The 14,170-nt window shown below is 48.0% G+C and carries 14 protein-coding genes; 10 read left to right on the forward strand and 4 right to left on the reverse strand.

Going from position 1 to position 14,170, the window contains the following annotated elements; translation table 11 throughout:
- The 3 genes from V5298_RS10965 to ubiG form a co-directional block, all read left to right on the forward strand.
- A partial coding sequence (locus V5298_RS10965) for an acetolactate synthase large subunit (protein ID WP_332931507.1) occupies window positions 1–1,429 on the forward strand: 1,429 nt, incomplete at its 5' end.
- Window positions 1,430–1,439: 10 nt separating this feature from the next.
- On the forward strand, window positions 1,440–2,867 hold the full coding sequence (locus tag V5298_RS10970; RefSeq protein ID WP_332931508.1) for an aldehyde dehydrogenase family protein: 1,428 nt from the start codon (window positions 1,440–1,442) through the stop codon (window positions 2,865–2,867).
- A 124-nt stretch (window positions 2,868–2,991) separates the two neighbouring features.
- Window positions 2,992–3,756 carry a bifunctional 2-polyprenyl-6-hydroxyphenol methylase/3-demethylubiquinol 3-O-methyltransferase UbiG gene (ubiG, locus tag V5298_RS10975; RefSeq protein WP_332931509.1) on the forward strand — a complete coding sequence of 255 codons (765 nt, stop codon included), beginning with the start codon at window positions 2,992–2,994 and terminating at the stop codon, window positions 3,754–3,756.
- Window positions 3,757–3,769: 13 nt separating this feature from the next.
- Here ubiG and V5298_RS10980 read toward each other — a convergent pair whose 3' ends face one another.
- The 3 genes from V5298_RS10980 to folM form a co-directional block, all read right to left on the reverse strand.
- Window positions 3,770–4,663 (reverse strand): carbon-nitrogen hydrolase, encoded by an 894-nt coding sequence (locus V5298_RS10980; RefSeq protein WP_332931510.1) that lies wholly within the window; start codon window positions 4,661–4,663, stop codon window positions 3,770–3,772.
- Window positions 4,653–5,720 carry an agmatine deiminase family protein gene (locus V5298_RS10985; RefSeq protein ID WP_332931511.1) on the reverse strand — a complete coding sequence of 356 codons (1,068 nt, stop codon included), beginning with the start codon at window positions 5,718–5,720 and terminating at the stop codon, window positions 4,653–4,655. The genes V5298_RS10980 and V5298_RS10985 overlap by 11 nt, the downstream gene beginning before the upstream one ends.
- Window positions 5,721–5,797: 77 nt before the next feature.
- Entirely contained in the window at window positions 5,798–6,511 is a 714-nt protein-coding gene (folM, locus tag V5298_RS10990) for a dihydromonapterin reductase (protein ID WP_332931512.1), read from the reverse strand.
- 78 nt (window positions 6,512–6,589) lie between these two features.
- On the opposite strand from folM, the gene folE reads away from it, so the two are divergent.
- The gene (gene folE / locus V5298_RS10995; RefSeq protein ID WP_332931513.1) at window positions 6,590–7,276 is read left to right on the forward strand and encodes a GTP cyclohydrolase I FolE; all 687 of its coding nucleotides are present in this window, start codon (window positions 6,590–6,592) and stop codon (window positions 7,274–7,276) included.
- Between the two features lie 35 nt (window positions 7,277–7,311).
- On the opposite strand, the gene V5298_RS11000 is transcribed toward folE, so the two are convergent.
- Window positions 7,312–7,521, reverse strand: a complete 210-nt coding sequence (locus V5298_RS11000; RefSeq protein WP_332931514.1) for a hypothetical protein — start codon at window positions 7,519–7,521, stop codon at window positions 7,312–7,314.
- A 402-nt stretch (window positions 7,522–7,923) separates the two neighbouring features.
- On the opposite strand from V5298_RS11000, the gene V5298_RS11005 reads away from it, so the two are divergent.
- From V5298_RS11005 to dbpA, 6 genes are all read left to right on the forward strand, one after another.
- Window positions 7,924–8,808 (forward strand): ROK family protein, encoded by an 885-nt coding sequence (locus V5298_RS11005; RefSeq protein ID WP_332931515.1) that lies wholly within the window; start codon window positions 7,924–7,926, stop codon window positions 8,806–8,808.
- Between the two features lie 85 nt (window positions 8,809–8,893).
- On the forward strand, window positions 8,894–9,418 hold the full coding sequence (locus V5298_RS11010) for a lipocalin family protein (protein ID WP_332931516.1): 525 nt from the start codon (window positions 8,894–8,896) through the stop codon (window positions 9,416–9,418).
- A gap of 72 nt (window positions 9,419–9,490) precedes the next feature.
- Window positions 9,491–10,054: a PhnA domain-containing protein gene (locus tag V5298_RS11015; RefSeq protein ID WP_332931531.1), complete on the forward strand. Its 564-nt coding sequence runs from the start codon at window positions 9,491–9,493 to the stop codon at window positions 10,052–10,054.
- Between the two features lie 114 nt (window positions 10,055–10,168).
- Window positions 10,169–11,212 carry a dihydroorotase gene (gene pyrC / locus V5298_RS11020; RefSeq protein ID WP_332931517.1) on the forward strand — a complete coding sequence of 348 codons (1,044 nt, stop codon included), beginning with the start codon at window positions 10,169–10,171 and terminating at the stop codon, window positions 11,210–11,212.
- On the forward strand, window positions 11,185–12,762 hold the full coding sequence (locus V5298_RS11025) for a substrate-binding periplasmic protein (protein ID WP_332931518.1): 1,578 nt from the start codon (window positions 11,185–11,187) through the stop codon (window positions 12,760–12,762). The genes pyrC and V5298_RS11025 overlap by 28 nt, the downstream gene beginning before the upstream one ends.
- The gene (gene dbpA / locus V5298_RS11030) at window positions 12,759–14,141 is read left to right on the forward strand and encodes an ATP-dependent RNA helicase DbpA (RefSeq protein ID WP_332931519.1); all 1,383 of its coding nucleotides are present in this window, start codon (window positions 12,759–12,761) and stop codon (window positions 14,139–14,141) included. The genes V5298_RS11025 and dbpA overlap by 4 nt, the downstream gene beginning before the upstream one ends.
- Window positions 14,142–14,170 lie beyond the last annotated feature (29 nt).

Below are 14,170 nucleotides of genomic sequence, written 5' to 3' on the forward strand. Positions count from 1 at the left end.
GGGGCCGGGAGCGACCAACTTGGTGACGCCTGCCGCTTACGCCCAACTTGGGGCTATGCCCATGTTGATGATCACTGGGCAAAAACCCATTAAAACCAGTAAACAGGGCCGTTTTCAGGTTATCGATATTGTGGATATGATGCGTCCTATTACCAAATACACGAATCAGGTGGTCAGTGGCGATCGGATCCCGTCTATTATTCGTGAAGCGTGCCGATTGGCCACCGAAGAGCGTCCGGGGGCGGTACATATCGAATTGCCGGAAGACATCGCCACAGAAGAAACCAAAGCGGCGTTACTCAGGCCGAGTTACAGTCGACGACCCATTGCGGAATATAAAGCGATTAATCATGCTGTGAATATGATTGAAAGGGCCAGTGCGCCACTACTTTTGATAGGGGCCGGTGCTAATCGAAAATTAACGGCGAAAATGCTCCGTGAATTGATTGATAAAACAGGCATTCCCTTTATCACCACGCAGTTGGGGAAGGGGGTGTTAAATGAAAGCGATCCCTTGTTTGCGGGCAATACTGCCTTGTCCGATGGCGACTTTGTGCATAAGGCTATCCAACGGGCTGATTTGATCATCAATGTGGGTCATGATGTGGTGGAAAAACCGCCCTTTTTCATGCATGACGATGGCAAGCAAGTCATTCATATCAACTTTGAACCGGCGGCAGTGGATCCGGTTTATTTTCCCCAGGCAGAAGTCGTAGGGGATATCGCCAATAGTCTTTGGCAGATTAAAGAAAAAATCTCACCACAATCCAATTGGAAATTAGATTTTTATAAGGACGTACATCAAGCCTATGTCAATCATCGTGGCGAAGCAGAAGATGACGACCGCTTTCCCGTGTTGCCCGAACGTTTTGTCCGCGATGTACGAAAAGTGATGCCGGAAAAGGGCATTGTGACCCTGGATAACGGGGTGTATAAAATCTGGTTTGCTCGTAATTATCCTGCTTACCACCCTAACACCGTATTACTCGATAATGCCCTTGCCACAATGGGCGCAGGACTCCCCTCAGCCATTGCCGCAAAATTAGTTCATCCGGATGTTCCCGTGGTGAGTGTGTGTGGTGATGGGGGTTTTATGATGAACAGTCAGGAAATTGAAACGGCGGTAAGACTGGAACTTGATCTTACCGTGGTGGTCTTGCGAGACGATGCCTACGGCATGATTAAATGGAAGCAAGCCCACATGCAACTGGCCAATTTTGGTCTCGATTATGGTAATCCTGACCTGGTTCAGTATGCCAAAAGTTATGGCGCCACCGGTTGGCGTATTGTGAGTACCGATTCTCTGGCGGCACAACTTGAAACCTGTATTACCACGCCGGGCGTGCACATTGTGGATTGTCCCGTGGATTACAGCATGAACGACGAAACCTTGAATCAAACAATACGCGAACTGAGCGATCAATTATAAGGAGCTTCGCATGTTAAAAGACAGCTATCCCTACTATCTTGCCAGCGAACCGGTTTTTGCAAACCAGGATTTAGCGGTTACCAACAAATACACCGGTGAAGTGGCCACTCGTGTGGCAAAAGCCGATACGAAGATCATTGATAAAGCCATTGAGGCAGCGCAGAAAACACAACCGCTTATGACGGCAATGCGCCCTTATGAACGAAAAGCGGTATTGGATCATTGTGTTGCCCGCTTTACCGAGCGCAAAGACGAGTTAGCTCAGGCCTTGTGTATCGAGGCCGGTAAACCCATAAAAGATGCCCACGGCGAGGTTACACGGCTTATTGATACCTTTCGTATTGCCGCAGAAGAAAGCGTGAGAATGGATGGCGAAGTGTTGAACTTGGAAATATCCGCCCGGGCAAAAGGGTATCAGGGAATGACCAAGCGTGTACCCATTGGTCCCTGCTCGTTTATTTCACCGTTTAACTTTCCGTTAAATTTGGCGGCCCATAAAGTGGCACCTGCCATTGCCGCTGGATGTACTTTTGTACTTAAACCCGCATCGCGTACGCCCATCGGTGCCTTGATTATCGGTGAAGTGCTCGCTGAAACTGATCTGCCCAAAGGAGCGTTCTCCATTTTACCCTGTAGTCGCGAAGGGGCCGACTTATTTACCACCGATGAACGCTTAAAACTATTAAGTTTTACCGGCTCGCCGGATGTGGGCTGGGCATTGAAAGCCAAGGCAGGCAAAAAACCAGTGGTGCTTGAATTAGGCGGTAACGCAGCGTGTGTGGTGGACGAAGATGCCAACATTGATGATGCGGTAGAACGTATTATTGTAGGGGCTTTTTATCAGTCCGGACAAAGTTGTATTAGTGTTCAGCGTATTTTGGTTCATCAAAGGATCTATAACGATTTTCGCGAGCAGTTCGTTGCCCGTGCATCTGAATTGGTAAGCGGTGATCCTGCCGATGAAGCCACTTTTATTGGCCCGATGATTTCCGAATCTGAAGCCCAGCGTCTTGAAGACTGGATCCAGCAAGCGCGCAGCGCAGGGGCGACCATCTTGTGTGGCGGCACCCGGGATGGCGCGATACTGCCCGCCACGGTGATGGAAAATGTAGCGGCCGATTGCGCCGCCAGTGCCGAAGAAGCCTTTGGCCCCTTGTGCGTACTACAAGCTTTTGATGACTATGATGCAGCGTTAGCGGAAGTGAATAACAGCCGCTACGGGTTACAGGCAGGTGTGTTTACCCGTGATCTGTACAAAGCGCACCAAGCATGGGATATCCTCGAGGTTGGTGGTGTTGTGATTGGTGATGTACCAAGTTGGCGGGTTGATAATATGCCTTATGGTGGCGTAAAAGATTCGGGATTAGGACGGGAAGGGATCCGCTATGCCATTGAAGATATGACGGAAACACGACTTATGGTGATCCGAACGCCGTAACGATATGGAGAAGAAGAGTTTATAGATTTTGCTTTGAGCATAAAGTGCCATTTGCACGTATTATCTCACTTAGGTGATAGCAGGAGAATATTTCGCTTCACCCCATTACCTTATGGAGATAGATATGCTAGATAAAAGCCAGCTAAGCCACTCAGTGTCCCAGCAAAACATGGATGCGCAAGAAATTGCCCGTTTTGATGCACTGGCAAACGCTTGGTGGGATCCTAAAGGCCGTTATAAAACGTCACTGGCCTTTAATGCTGTGCGCGTCGATTACATCGTCAATACCCTTAAGCGTCACTTTAAACCCAAGGGGGCGGCAGATAGGCTCCTTACGGGCTTGTCTGTACTTGATGTGGGCAGTGGAGGCGGACTTATCTGTGAGCCGCTGGCTAAACGGGGGGCTAAGGTGACGGGCATAGACGCCAGTGGTGTCAGTGTTGAAGTCGCCCGGCATCATGCCGCACTCAACGAGCTGACCATTGATTATCATCATACGCTGGCAGCGCAATGGGCGGCCAAGGGCTATCAGTACGATGTGGTGATCAACGCGGAAGTCGTTGAGCATGTGCCTTGTCAGCAACAATTGATAAAAGAATGTGCCAGTATGGTAAAACCGGGCGGGCTACTTATTTTAGCTACGTTAAATCGCACTGTACGTAGTTATTTTGTGGCCATCGTAGGGGCGGAATACGTTATGGGGTATTTACCGGTTGGCACCCACAAATGGTCTAAATTCGTTAAACCCCAAGAGTTAGAGCAATGGCTGGGTGGCGCGTTTGTTCAGCAGCACAGTACAGGGTTTTCGCTTAATCCTTTGCGGGGACGATGGCGTGCAAGCCGGTCTAAAGCGGTGAATTACATGGCCAGCTTTAAGCACAGCGCCTAAGGGGCTGGCAGGTTTAATCCCGCCAGCGCTTAGTGAGCTCGTCGTAGGCATCAATGCGTCGGTCACGGAAGTAGGGCCAGATCCGTTTGATTTGTTCTGTGCGTTGCATGTCCAACTCTACCCACAAGGTCTCTTCTTTATCGGCAGAAGCCTTGGCGAGAATTTCCCCCTGTGGACCGGCAATAAAACTTTGCCCCCAAAATTGAATTCCCGGATCGCCATCTACCGGCGAAGCCTCAAAACCCGTGCGGTTGGCTACCACCACAGGCACCGAGTTTGCCACCGCGTGAGAACGTTGAATGGTTTGCCACGCATCTTGTTGACGGCCTTGTTCAGCGTCAGTGTCGTTTTTATCCCATCCAATGGCGGTGGGGTAGAAGAGAATATCTGCGCCGGCCATGGCCATTAAACGTGCTGCTTCCGGATACCACTGATCCCAACACACCAGTACACCCAACTTACCCACGCTGGTTTCAATGGGCTCAAAACCGGTATCTCCAGGTGTAAAGTAGAATTTCTCATAAAACCCCGGATCGTCAGGAATATGCATTTTGCGATATTGACCGGCAATCTCTTTACTGCGATCAAACACCACCGCCGTATTGTGGTATAGCCCAGAGCCCCGTTTTTCAAACAAAGAGGTAATAAGAACAATATTGTGTTTTGCTGCCAAGTCACCGAAAAATGCGGTTGCCGGGCCAGGAATGGGCTCGGCAAGATCAAAGGCATCGGTATCTTCCTGCTGACAAAAATACAGTGTACTGTGCAGTTCCTGCAGCAAAATACATTCACAGCCTTCACCGGCGAGCTTTGAAATCTGCGCTGCACTGTTATTCCAGTTGGTTTGCTTGTCGTTATTCGCCACGGCTTGTTGGACGATACCGACTTTAAGGGAATTACGAGGCATAGATTGTGACTCCTTCGTTGAGTTGGGAGAGTACTGCGGGGCGTAGGGTACGCCTCGGAACTTGCATCGAGATGCAATGCAAGCTACCAAATTGGCGTATGAGTGTGGCACAGTTAACGGGGACGACTTGGTATTCGGGAAACCCTTGGCTAACTATGCTTATCGCGTGCTCATCTTCCGGTTCACCGTAAATGGGGAACAATACCGTTTTATTGCAAATAAGGAAATTTGCGTAGGATGCCGGCAGACGCTCGTTGTTTTCATTTCGCACATGGGGCAAGGGCAGGCGATACTGCCTATGCTCAGGCAGCATGTTAGCGCATTCTTCACACAGTGCTGACAACCCTGGGTAATGGCTGTCATCGGGGCGGTTAAGTGCGCTTTGAATGACCAGCCCTTGTGTCGGCGTAAAGCGTACCAGGGTATCAATATGGCCGTCAGTATCGTCGCCTTCCAAATGTCCATGGTGGAAAATGCTCACCCGTTGGCTGCCAAGGGCGGTTTTTAAGGTGTTAACTGACGCAGCCAGTGACATATCCTGGTTGCGACCAGGGTTAAGTAAACACTGGGCGGTGGATAACAAATGCCCGTGAGCATCGATTTCCAGTGCGCCACCTTCGGCAACCATATCCACGGTTTTCATTGGCATCGCACACAGCGCGGCCAAGTACTGTTGATTTACTTTATTGTCTTTTTGCGCGTCGAATTTTCCGCCCCATCCATTAAAGGTAAACTCTATGGGTTGCCTGTATTCACCGGAGTGATTTTCACAGGTTAAAAAAGCATAGTCTCTAACCCAGGTATCATTGTACTGAGCAGGCACAATTAACACCTTGGCAGACGTGGGTAGCTGTTGCTTTAGCGCGGGGATATCCGCCTTTGGGCACAGCATAATCACCCCAGCGGCGGCGTTATTGATTTTCTCGATCAGGGCGAGATAGGTTTGCCTTGTTGCGTCTAACCAAGGGGCCCAATCAGTCTGTTTATGGGGCCAGGCGAGAATAACAGCATCAATAGGTTCCCACTCCGCTAGGAGGCAAGATTTAGGGGGCGACATGAAGCGATCCAGCACATAATTTGAAAGCTGATAAGTATATCCTTTTCATTTTTACACACCAACATTAAGCGTACTTTTTAGCTAAATTTAAGATGGCGGCCACCGTTTACCTGTAAGGTCTCTCCGGTCACATAGGTGCTATTGAGTAAATAGTTCACCGCTTCTACCGCCGCTATTGCACCGGGTTCACAAGCCATCAGTGATTTATTCAGTGCTTTATCTTTGTAGCTCGCATCATCATTGTCGTTAAACATGAGCAACGCCGGTGCAAGGGTATTTACCTTTACCGTGGGCGCCAGCAATTTGGCAAAGGACAATGTCAGGTTATGCAGGGCGGCTTTGCTGGCCGCATAAGCGATATGCTTGTCGCTGCCTGAATCTTGAACAAAATCGGTAATGTGGATAATATCCGCCAAAGTACCGTCCCTTGTAAGTAAATCCTTTAACCCCATATTCAGAAGATAAGGGGCCTTGGCATGGATCTGCATCATTGAATCGAATAAGGCACTGTAATTGTTGGTGTGTTTTTCAGAATCCCATAATGACGCATTATGGATGATACCGCGCAAGGCTTGCGTATGAGATTTAATCGATTCAATACATCGCTTAACACCCTGGTCAGTGCTAAAATCAGCCTGAATCGTTATCGCACCGGCATCTCTTAATGTGTCTACTGCCGTTTTGTGAGTACGGTATGTTATAATGACCGAGTAGCCTTTGTTTAACAGGTCGGTAGCGACGGCGAGTCCCACACGTTGTGAGGCGCCCGTTATCAGCACTGGGTTAGACAAAGCAAACTCCTTAAATTGTGTAGTTTATCAAAGTAATAATATCTGTTTACGGATATTAGGTGGTTTCGGAATATATCAATGTTATCAAATGAAGCGGTAGTAGTACGTGACGTTATCGAACCGGGGTTGTCGCCATCGGCAGCATTAGTGAGAGCAGCGTTGGAAGAAAAAGGCCTGGAAACTCCCATGGTGCGCACTGGCCTGACAGACGATGAAAAGCGTTCACGGATTGAAGCCGCAATGACAGATATCATGGATGCGCTGGGATTGGATCGCAGTGACGACAGTCTGGCCGATACGCCTACCCGTATTGCGAAAATGTACGTCAATGAAATCTTTGGTGGTCTTGATTATCGTAATTTCCCTAAAATTACCGTGATCGAAAATAAAATGAAACTGAATCAACCGGTACAGGTGTCAGATATTAGTCTGACGAGTACCTGTGAGCATCATTTTGTCACCATAGATGGCACCGCATCGGTGTCTTATATCCCGAAAGATACAGTGATTGGCTTGTCGAAGGTAAATCGTCTGGTAAGCTTTTTTGCCCAGCGTCCACAGGTGCAGGAACGTCTCACTCAACAAATCCTGGTTGCGCTACAGACATTGGCGGGCACAGAAGATGTTGCAGTATCTATTAATGCAACCCATTTTTGTGTGAAAGCTCGAGGAATACGGGATACCAACTCTTATACGAAAACCTCCGCGCTAGGTGGGCAATTTGCCACCGATGGGTTATTGCGTCAGGAGTTCTTTCAAGGATAACACGCAGTGACGCGCCTCACGCTGATGCCGGTATGTCAGCGTGAAGCCGCATCGGTATAGGCCACAGTCACAACTAAATTAATCCTGTCTTCAATGCCTTCTGCAGGCACAATTTCAAGTTTTACACCGCAACGGGGGCAGGCAATATACTTTTCCCGGTACATATCTTTTTCTGTTTCAATCTCAATGACATTAATATGACTGCAATGTGGACATAGATATTCATGTTCGTAAGATGCATTCATAAATGCTCCTTAGTGATGACTAACATCTGCGATATCCAACTTGTAAAATCGTGATGTCAAAGATTTAAATGACCTAGCAGGATCATCCTGTGTGGCATGCATCAAACGTGTATGGCGTTACCTAAATTATAGCCTAGATAACAAATCGCGATGTCTATTTCATACCTAGTCTACGCACGAATGACACAATTGGTTTTGTTTTAAGCTAAGGCATTGGTTCTGGGCCGTTATTTACTCGCAAAATAAGGGTGAGCATCAGCCCCCTGATGGGCGGCACTTTACTTGTATGGTAATTCATGTATTTTTATGGCGGCCTAAACAATCCGCAGTCTTCAGGTGTGATTTGCCTGTCAACAGAGCGTGTTGAAGGCCGTTATCATTGACCAATTGAGGCAAGCAACTATGGCACTAAATGATGAATACTACGCAGTGATTGAAGCAGGTGGAACCAAATTCAATTGCGCGATTGTGAATAAAGCAAAAAAAGTGGTTGAACAAGTACGGGTTCCCACGGATATGCCAGAAAAAACGTTGCAGGCTTGTGTGGATTTTTTTCAGGCTCAGCGTGATGCGGGCTACCATTTCAAACAGATGGGGATTGGCAGTTTCGGCCCCCTCGATCTTAATCCCGCATCTGACACCTATGGCTTTATTACCCGAACTCCCAAACCACATTGGTCTTATGTTTCCATTGCCCCTTATTTTGCCGAAGCGCTAAAGTGTGATGTTGTGATTGATACTGATGTGAACGCCGCGGCATTGGCCGAATCTCGCTGGGGCGCAGCTCAAGGAACAGAGGTTTGTGTTTATATTACGGTGGGTACGGGTGTAGGCGGTGGCGTGGTTATCCATGGTAAGCCTTTGCATGGTTTAGTCCATCCGGAAATTGGTCACTTAATGGTGATACCGCCCGAAGGCGTTGAAGGGGTGTGTCCGTTTCATGGTAATTGCGTTGAAGGATTGGCTTCTGGTACTTCCCTTGGCAAAATTTGGGGACAGCCTTCGGAAACCCTTCCCGACGAACATCCGGCCTGGGATAAACTCACTGACGTACTGGCACAGCTGTGTCACAACCTGCTGGTGGGATTAAGTGCCGAACGCATTGTGTTTGGCGGCGGCGTAATGCAAAAGCAGGGCATCATTGAACGCATTATCGACAAAACCCAAGCAAGCTTAAATGATTACGTTGTGTTGCCGCCTAAGGTGGCGTTTAGCGATATTATTTGTTTGCCGGGCCTGGGAACCCAGTCAGGTGTACTAGGTGCACTGGCCTTGCTTGATCAGTGAAAGCCCAGTGCATTATTTATCAGTAAGAGTAAACCAAACTCGCCATATCAGGCTATACAGTAGAACATACCCATAGGAGCATGACATGCAACGGTTGCTTTGGATTTTCGTCAGTATTGCCTTTTTATCAAGTTGCACCTCGGTTCCCGAGGGTATTAAGCCTGTTACCAACTTTGAGGCAAGCCGTTACTTGGGGAATTGGTATGAAATTGCACGATTACCCCATTCCTTTGAAGAGGGATTATCAAATGTGTCGGCTACTTACATCGCTCGGGACGACGGCGGTATTAATGTACTCAACAAAGGGTATAACGATCAACGTGGTGAGTGGGAGGAAGCTAGCGGCAAAGCCTACTTTGTGGATAAGGAAACCACAGGGCATTTAAAGGTTTCCTTTTTTGGGCCTTTTTATGCCAGCTATGTGGTGGTGACGCTGGATGAAAACTACCGTTATGCCCTGGTGTCAGGCCCAGATAGATCTTACCTGTGGATATTATCCCGTACGAAAGAACTTGCGCCAGAAACCCTAGACAATTTAGTCAACAAAGCGAAAGCCTTAGGCTACGATGTCAGCCAGTTAATTTATGTAAAACAAAATAAATATAGATAAAATGCAATGAATGCATGCGGTTTTCTATAAAACCCTGTTAAAATTGCGGCTTTTGAACGTCACGGAGCATACATTTTGGAAAATCGTGTAATGACGCGTGCAGGCAATACCTGTGAATTATGTGGTAGTAAAGATCTGGTGGCTTTATTCGAAGTCCCTTTTACACCTGACTCACAATCGGACACTCATCTGGCAGCCTGTCAGACATGTCGGGATCAGTTAAATGGCGAAGCAGAGCTGGATGCGGCTCACTGGCGTTGCCTTAACGATGCTATCTGGTCTCCTGTCCCCCCCGTTCAAGTTACCGCATGGCGTATGTTGAATAAACTCAAAAGTGAAACCTGGGCGCAAGACTTGCTGGATATTGCCTATCTAGAAGATAGCGTGCGCGAGTGGGGAGAAGCTGGACTTGTGGACTTGGATCAGGAGCCTACATTAGATTGTAATGGTACAGCCCTTGCTGCCGGTGATACGGTGCACCTGGTTAAAGATCTCAATGTTAAAGGCGCAGGCTTCACCGCAAAACGTGGTACCCCTGTACGTAATATTAGCCTGAGCGATAATCCACTACATATTGAAGGTAAGGTTAACGGCACGCGGATCGTGATCATTGCCGCTTATACCAAGAAAGGGTAATTCGGCAATAAAAAAGGTGCCTTTGATGAGGTAAGTACCGAGAGAATTGCTGCAGAAGGTGGGGGTTTGAGGCATAATTGTATGAAACAGATTTCATACAAAGGCAACCACTAAATGCAATCGCTGACTCTTCGCACTCCTGATGACTGGCATCTTCATTTTCGTGACGGCACTATGTTGTCAGAAACCGTGCCTGCTACCGCCCGCTGTTTTGCTCGCGCTATCGTGATGCCTAATTTGGTGCCTCCCGTTACCAGTGCCACTATGGCGTTGGAATATAAGGAGCGAATTGAGGCAGCAAGACCTGCAGGCAGTCAGTTTGAGCCGCTGATGACATTATTTTTAACCAATCAAACAACCCGAGACGATATTGTTCAAGCCAAAGCCGCCGGTGTTGTAGCGTGTAAACTTTATCCGGCTGGCGCAACCACCAATTCGGATGCCGCGGTAACAGGAATACAGGCCCTTTATCCGGTATTTGAAGCCATGCAGGAGCAGGGATTATTGCTGCTTATCCATGGTGAGGTGACACAAAGTCATATCGATATTTTTGATCGCGAAAAAGTTTTTATAGAAACCCATTTACGTCCTATAGTTAATGCATTCCCACAATTAAAAATTGTCTTTGAGCATATTACTACTGCGGAAGCTGCGGAGTTCGTTTTATCGGCCGATAAAAACGTAGGTGCAACAATCACACCGCAGCATTTAATGCTGAATCGCAATGATATATTGGTCGGGGGAATACGGCCTCACAACTATTGCTTGCCGGTTTTAAAACGCAATACGCACCAGCAGGCTCTTCAAGAAGCCGTTGCCACAGGGTCAGAGAAGTTTTTCCTTGGTACGGATTCGGCTCCCCATGCCAAGCATCGAAAAGAAAATGCATGTGGTTGTGCGGGTTGTTATAGCGCTTGGAGTGCCATTGAACTTTATGCTGAAGTCTTCGACACATTGGGAATACTCGATAAATTAGAAGGTTTTGCCAGTTTACATGGGGCGAACTTTTACGGTTTACCGATTAACAAGGGCACAATTACATTGATTGAATCACCTTGGAAAGTACCAGAAATGGTTACCTTACCCGACGGTACCGAGATGGTACCTTTTGCCGCAGGGAAAACGTTAAAATGGAAGTTGGAGCAGTCATTAACTTAATACGCACCAAGATTTGGTTTTTTGTCTGTTGCTGTTGCTTCACCGCATCTAGCCATTGTGAATCTCTATCTGTCATTGTTAATCCTGTTCCTGTTTTTTCCGATCTGGATGCCTCCGGCGAGTTAAGTGGGTACACCATTGATTTAATTAATGGTGTGCTAGCTGAAGCCGGTTTCAGCGGTAATTTGCGTCCTGAACCCTTTGCCCGTATGTTGGCGGATCTTGCCGTCACCCCAAGACAACTTGGCGCTTCTGTGGTGCGTACACCAGAGCGGGAAGCCTCCTATCATTGGTTGACATCGGTTACGGCAACCTCCAATCAGTTATTTGTTAAAAAAAGCTCTTATTACGCCCAGCAAACCGTCCCGTCCTTGCATACTCTGTCATCGGTTTCTGTGGTACGTAAAGATTACCGTGAGCAAATACTTCGTCAGTCTGGTGTTAACACCATTATGGCGGTCAATACCTGGGAGCAAGCGGTTGAAACTTTACTGCGTGACCGTGTTGACGCTATCTTTTTTTCGGCCTATGGCCTTAATTTAGTTTGTAAATCGGCGCATTTAGATTGCTCATCTATTGTTCCTGTGTACACCCACAGTACGCCGGTCAGTTACTTGGTTCTGCCTAAATTTGATGGCAGTGAAGAACTCGCGCGCACCCTTAGTGAGGCCGCAATCCGCTTTAAAAGGAGTGAAAAATTCGCTCGCCTATCAAAGGCGATAATACGCGAATTTAACCAATATGGCTTAGGGGCATCCTATGAAGATGGAACCTTAAAACTGGGATCTTCTATAGGAACAAATAAAGACGAGCAACTGTGGGTATTTGGCGAGCTGGCCGGTGAGTTTGCAAAGCTTAATGGACGGTCGGAAATGATAGGCTACAATGCTGAGCTGGTGAAGCAGATTATGAACGAGGCTGGGGTGGTTGAACCTATCCTCGCCACGCCCTGGAAGCGCTTGTATAAAGAAACACTGCGTAAATCCAATGTGCTTGCTTTTGCGGTGGTACGTACGCCACAAAGAGAAGCGTTATTTCATTGGATCACGCCGTTAACGGCAAACGAATATCGCTTGTTCGGCGATGACGAGGTCTTTTATGGGTCATTAGAACAGTTACCCAAAGAGACCATTATTGCGGTACTTAAGCGTGATTTTCGCGGTGATCTGGCGCGCAGCTTAGGTTTAATCACGGTGGAATATGACACCTGGGAAGATGCCATAGCCGGGGTGATGAATCATCGAGCCGATGTGGTCTTTGCCTCTCAAAGGGCGATTGAAGTGACTTGTGAGCAACAAGGGGGAGCGTGTGACCATATTCGGCCGGCCAGCGCTATTATGAATGCAAAATCCTGGTTGGTCATGTCTAAAACAGGCACCTCAGAAGAATTGGTCGCGCGATTTGTACGGGCGGCAGATAATGTAAAAAACACACGTCAATATCAGCAATGGGCCAAGCAATGGGTCTATGATATGAACGGCAGAAATCAAACGGATTATAGCTTCAAGGACGGCGTTATATACCTTTATCAAGTAAATCAAAAACAATGAATCAATTTTCAGAACTTACAGCTATTCGTGATGAGCTTAAAACCGCATTGTCACGCCTTGGCTTCCCGTCCATGACGCCGGTTCAGGCAGGTACCCTGCCTGCGGCGTTAGATGGCAAAGATATTATGGCCCAAGGGCAAACCGGAAGCGGAAAGACCATTGCATTTGCGCTGGCAACGCTAAATACGGTTACGGTGAATCAGTTTTCCACTCAGGTACTGGTGCTTTGTCCTACCCGAGAACTTGCCGCCCAGGTAGCACAGCAATATCGAGAGGTTGGCCAATGTATGGCTAATCTTAAGGTGCAAACATTGTGTGGCGGTGAGCCCATGGGGCCGCAAATTCAATCGTTAAAACATGGTGCTCATGTTGTCGTGGGTACGCCCGGGCGCATATTGGATCATTTGCAAAAACGCCGGTTACGCTTAGACGGTGTCACCAGCCGGGTATTAGATGAAGCCGATCGTATGCTGGATATGGGGTTTGCCGAGGACGTGGATGCCATTTTTGATGCCATGCCCAAGGGTGTTCAAACCTTGTTGTTTTCTGCGACCTGGACCACTGGCATTCAAAATATGGCGGCAAGGTATTTATCTCAAGCCCATGAATTTCTTGCCAAAGAAGCCAGCACCTCTAATCCGGATATTGAACAGCGTGCCTTCTCTGTTGAAGAGCACACTCGGGTCTCTATTCTCAAAGGGGTCTTAACCACCTTACAACCCGCCAAAGCCATCATTTTTTGTAATACCCGTAGACGGGTCATAGAGGTTACCGACGCGCTGGTTGCCGAGGGCTTTTCTGCCGCCGGCCTACAAGGCGATATGGAACAACGGGAAAGAACGGAAGTGCTGGCACAGTTTGCCGCTGAAGCCTTGTCGGTGCTGGTAGCAACAGACGTGGCCGCAAGGGGGCTAGATATTAAAGACGTTGATTGCGTGATCAACGTCGAGGTGAGTGAGGATGTGGATACCCATACCCACCGTGTAGGACGAACGGGCCGAGCGGGTACAAAAGGTTTAGCGGTAACGTTAGTGGCGCCCTCAGAACAAGAACAGTTTGCCAAGATTGAGGCATTCAGTGAAATCAAAATTCCCATGAAAGGCGGGCCAAGTATTCGTTTTCATGGCAATCGAATTAAACTGCCTGACTATGTGTGTTTACATATCAATGCTGGTAAAAAGCAAAAACTGCGGCCCGGGGATTTTTTGGGTTCGCTGGTGAAAGATGCCGAATTGCCCGCCGACGATATTGGTAAAATTCAGGTGCAAAATGCCCAGAGCTTTGTGTCGATTAAGACCCGAAGCGCTAAACGTGCACTGAAACTTTTTCGAGAAGGTAAGATCAAAGGGAAACGGGTTCGGGCGCGTAAATTGGGCTAGCCAGCGTCACCAAAGGTAGAAACACCGAA

The sequence above is a fragment of the Alteromonas sp. 14N.309.X.WAT.G.H12 genome (genome assembly GCF_036697315.1).
Lineage (GTDB): Bacteria > Pseudomonadota > Gammaproteobacteria > Enterobacterales > Alteromonadaceae > Alteromonas.

What these genes read in the sequence shown, in the direction of transcription:
- V5298_RS11005 (WP_332931515.1), top strand. Translation starts at nt 7,924, where the DNA reads ATGGCACTAAATGATGAATACTACGCAGTGATTGAAGCAGGTGGAACC.
- V5298_RS11025 (WP_332931518.1), top strand. Translation starts at nt 11,185, where the DNA reads ATGGAAGTTGGAGCAGTCATTAACTTAATACGCACCAAGATTTGGTTT.
- V5298_RS10985 (WP_332931511.1), bottom strand. Translation starts at nt 5,720, where the DNA reads ATGTCGCCCCCTAAATCTTGCCTCCTAGCGGAGTGGGAACCTATTGAT.
- dbpA (WP_332931519.1), top strand. Translation starts at nt 12,759, where the DNA reads ATGAATCAATTTTCAGAACTTACAGCTATTCGTGATGAGCTTAAAACC.
- folE (WP_332931513.1), top strand. Translation starts at nt 6,590, where the DNA reads ATGTTATCAAATGAAGCGGTAGTAGTACGTGACGTTATCGAACCGGGG.
- V5298_RS11010 (WP_332931516.1), top strand. Translation starts at nt 8,894, where the DNA reads ATGCAACGGTTGCTTTGGATTTTCGTCAGTATTGCCTTTTTATCAAGT.
- ubiG (WP_332931509.1), top strand. Translation starts at nt 2,992, where the DNA reads ATGCTAGATAAAAGCCAGCTAAGCCACTCAGTGTCCCAGCAAAACATG.
- V5298_RS11000 (WP_332931514.1), bottom strand. Translation starts at nt 7,521, where the DNA reads ATGAATGCATCTTACGAACATGAATATCTATGTCCACATTGCAGTCAT.
- V5298_RS10980 (WP_332931510.1), bottom strand. Translation starts at nt 4,663, where the DNA reads ATGCCTCGTAATTCCCTTAAAGTCGGTATCGTCCAACAAGCCGTGGCG.
- V5298_RS10970 (WP_332931508.1), top strand. Translation starts at nt 1,440, where the DNA reads ATGTTAAAAGACAGCTATCCCTACTATCTTGCCAGCGAACCGGTTTTT.
- pyrC (WP_332931517.1), top strand. Translation starts at nt 10,169, where the DNA reads ATGCAATCGCTGACTCTTCGCACTCCTGATGACTGGCATCTTCATTTT.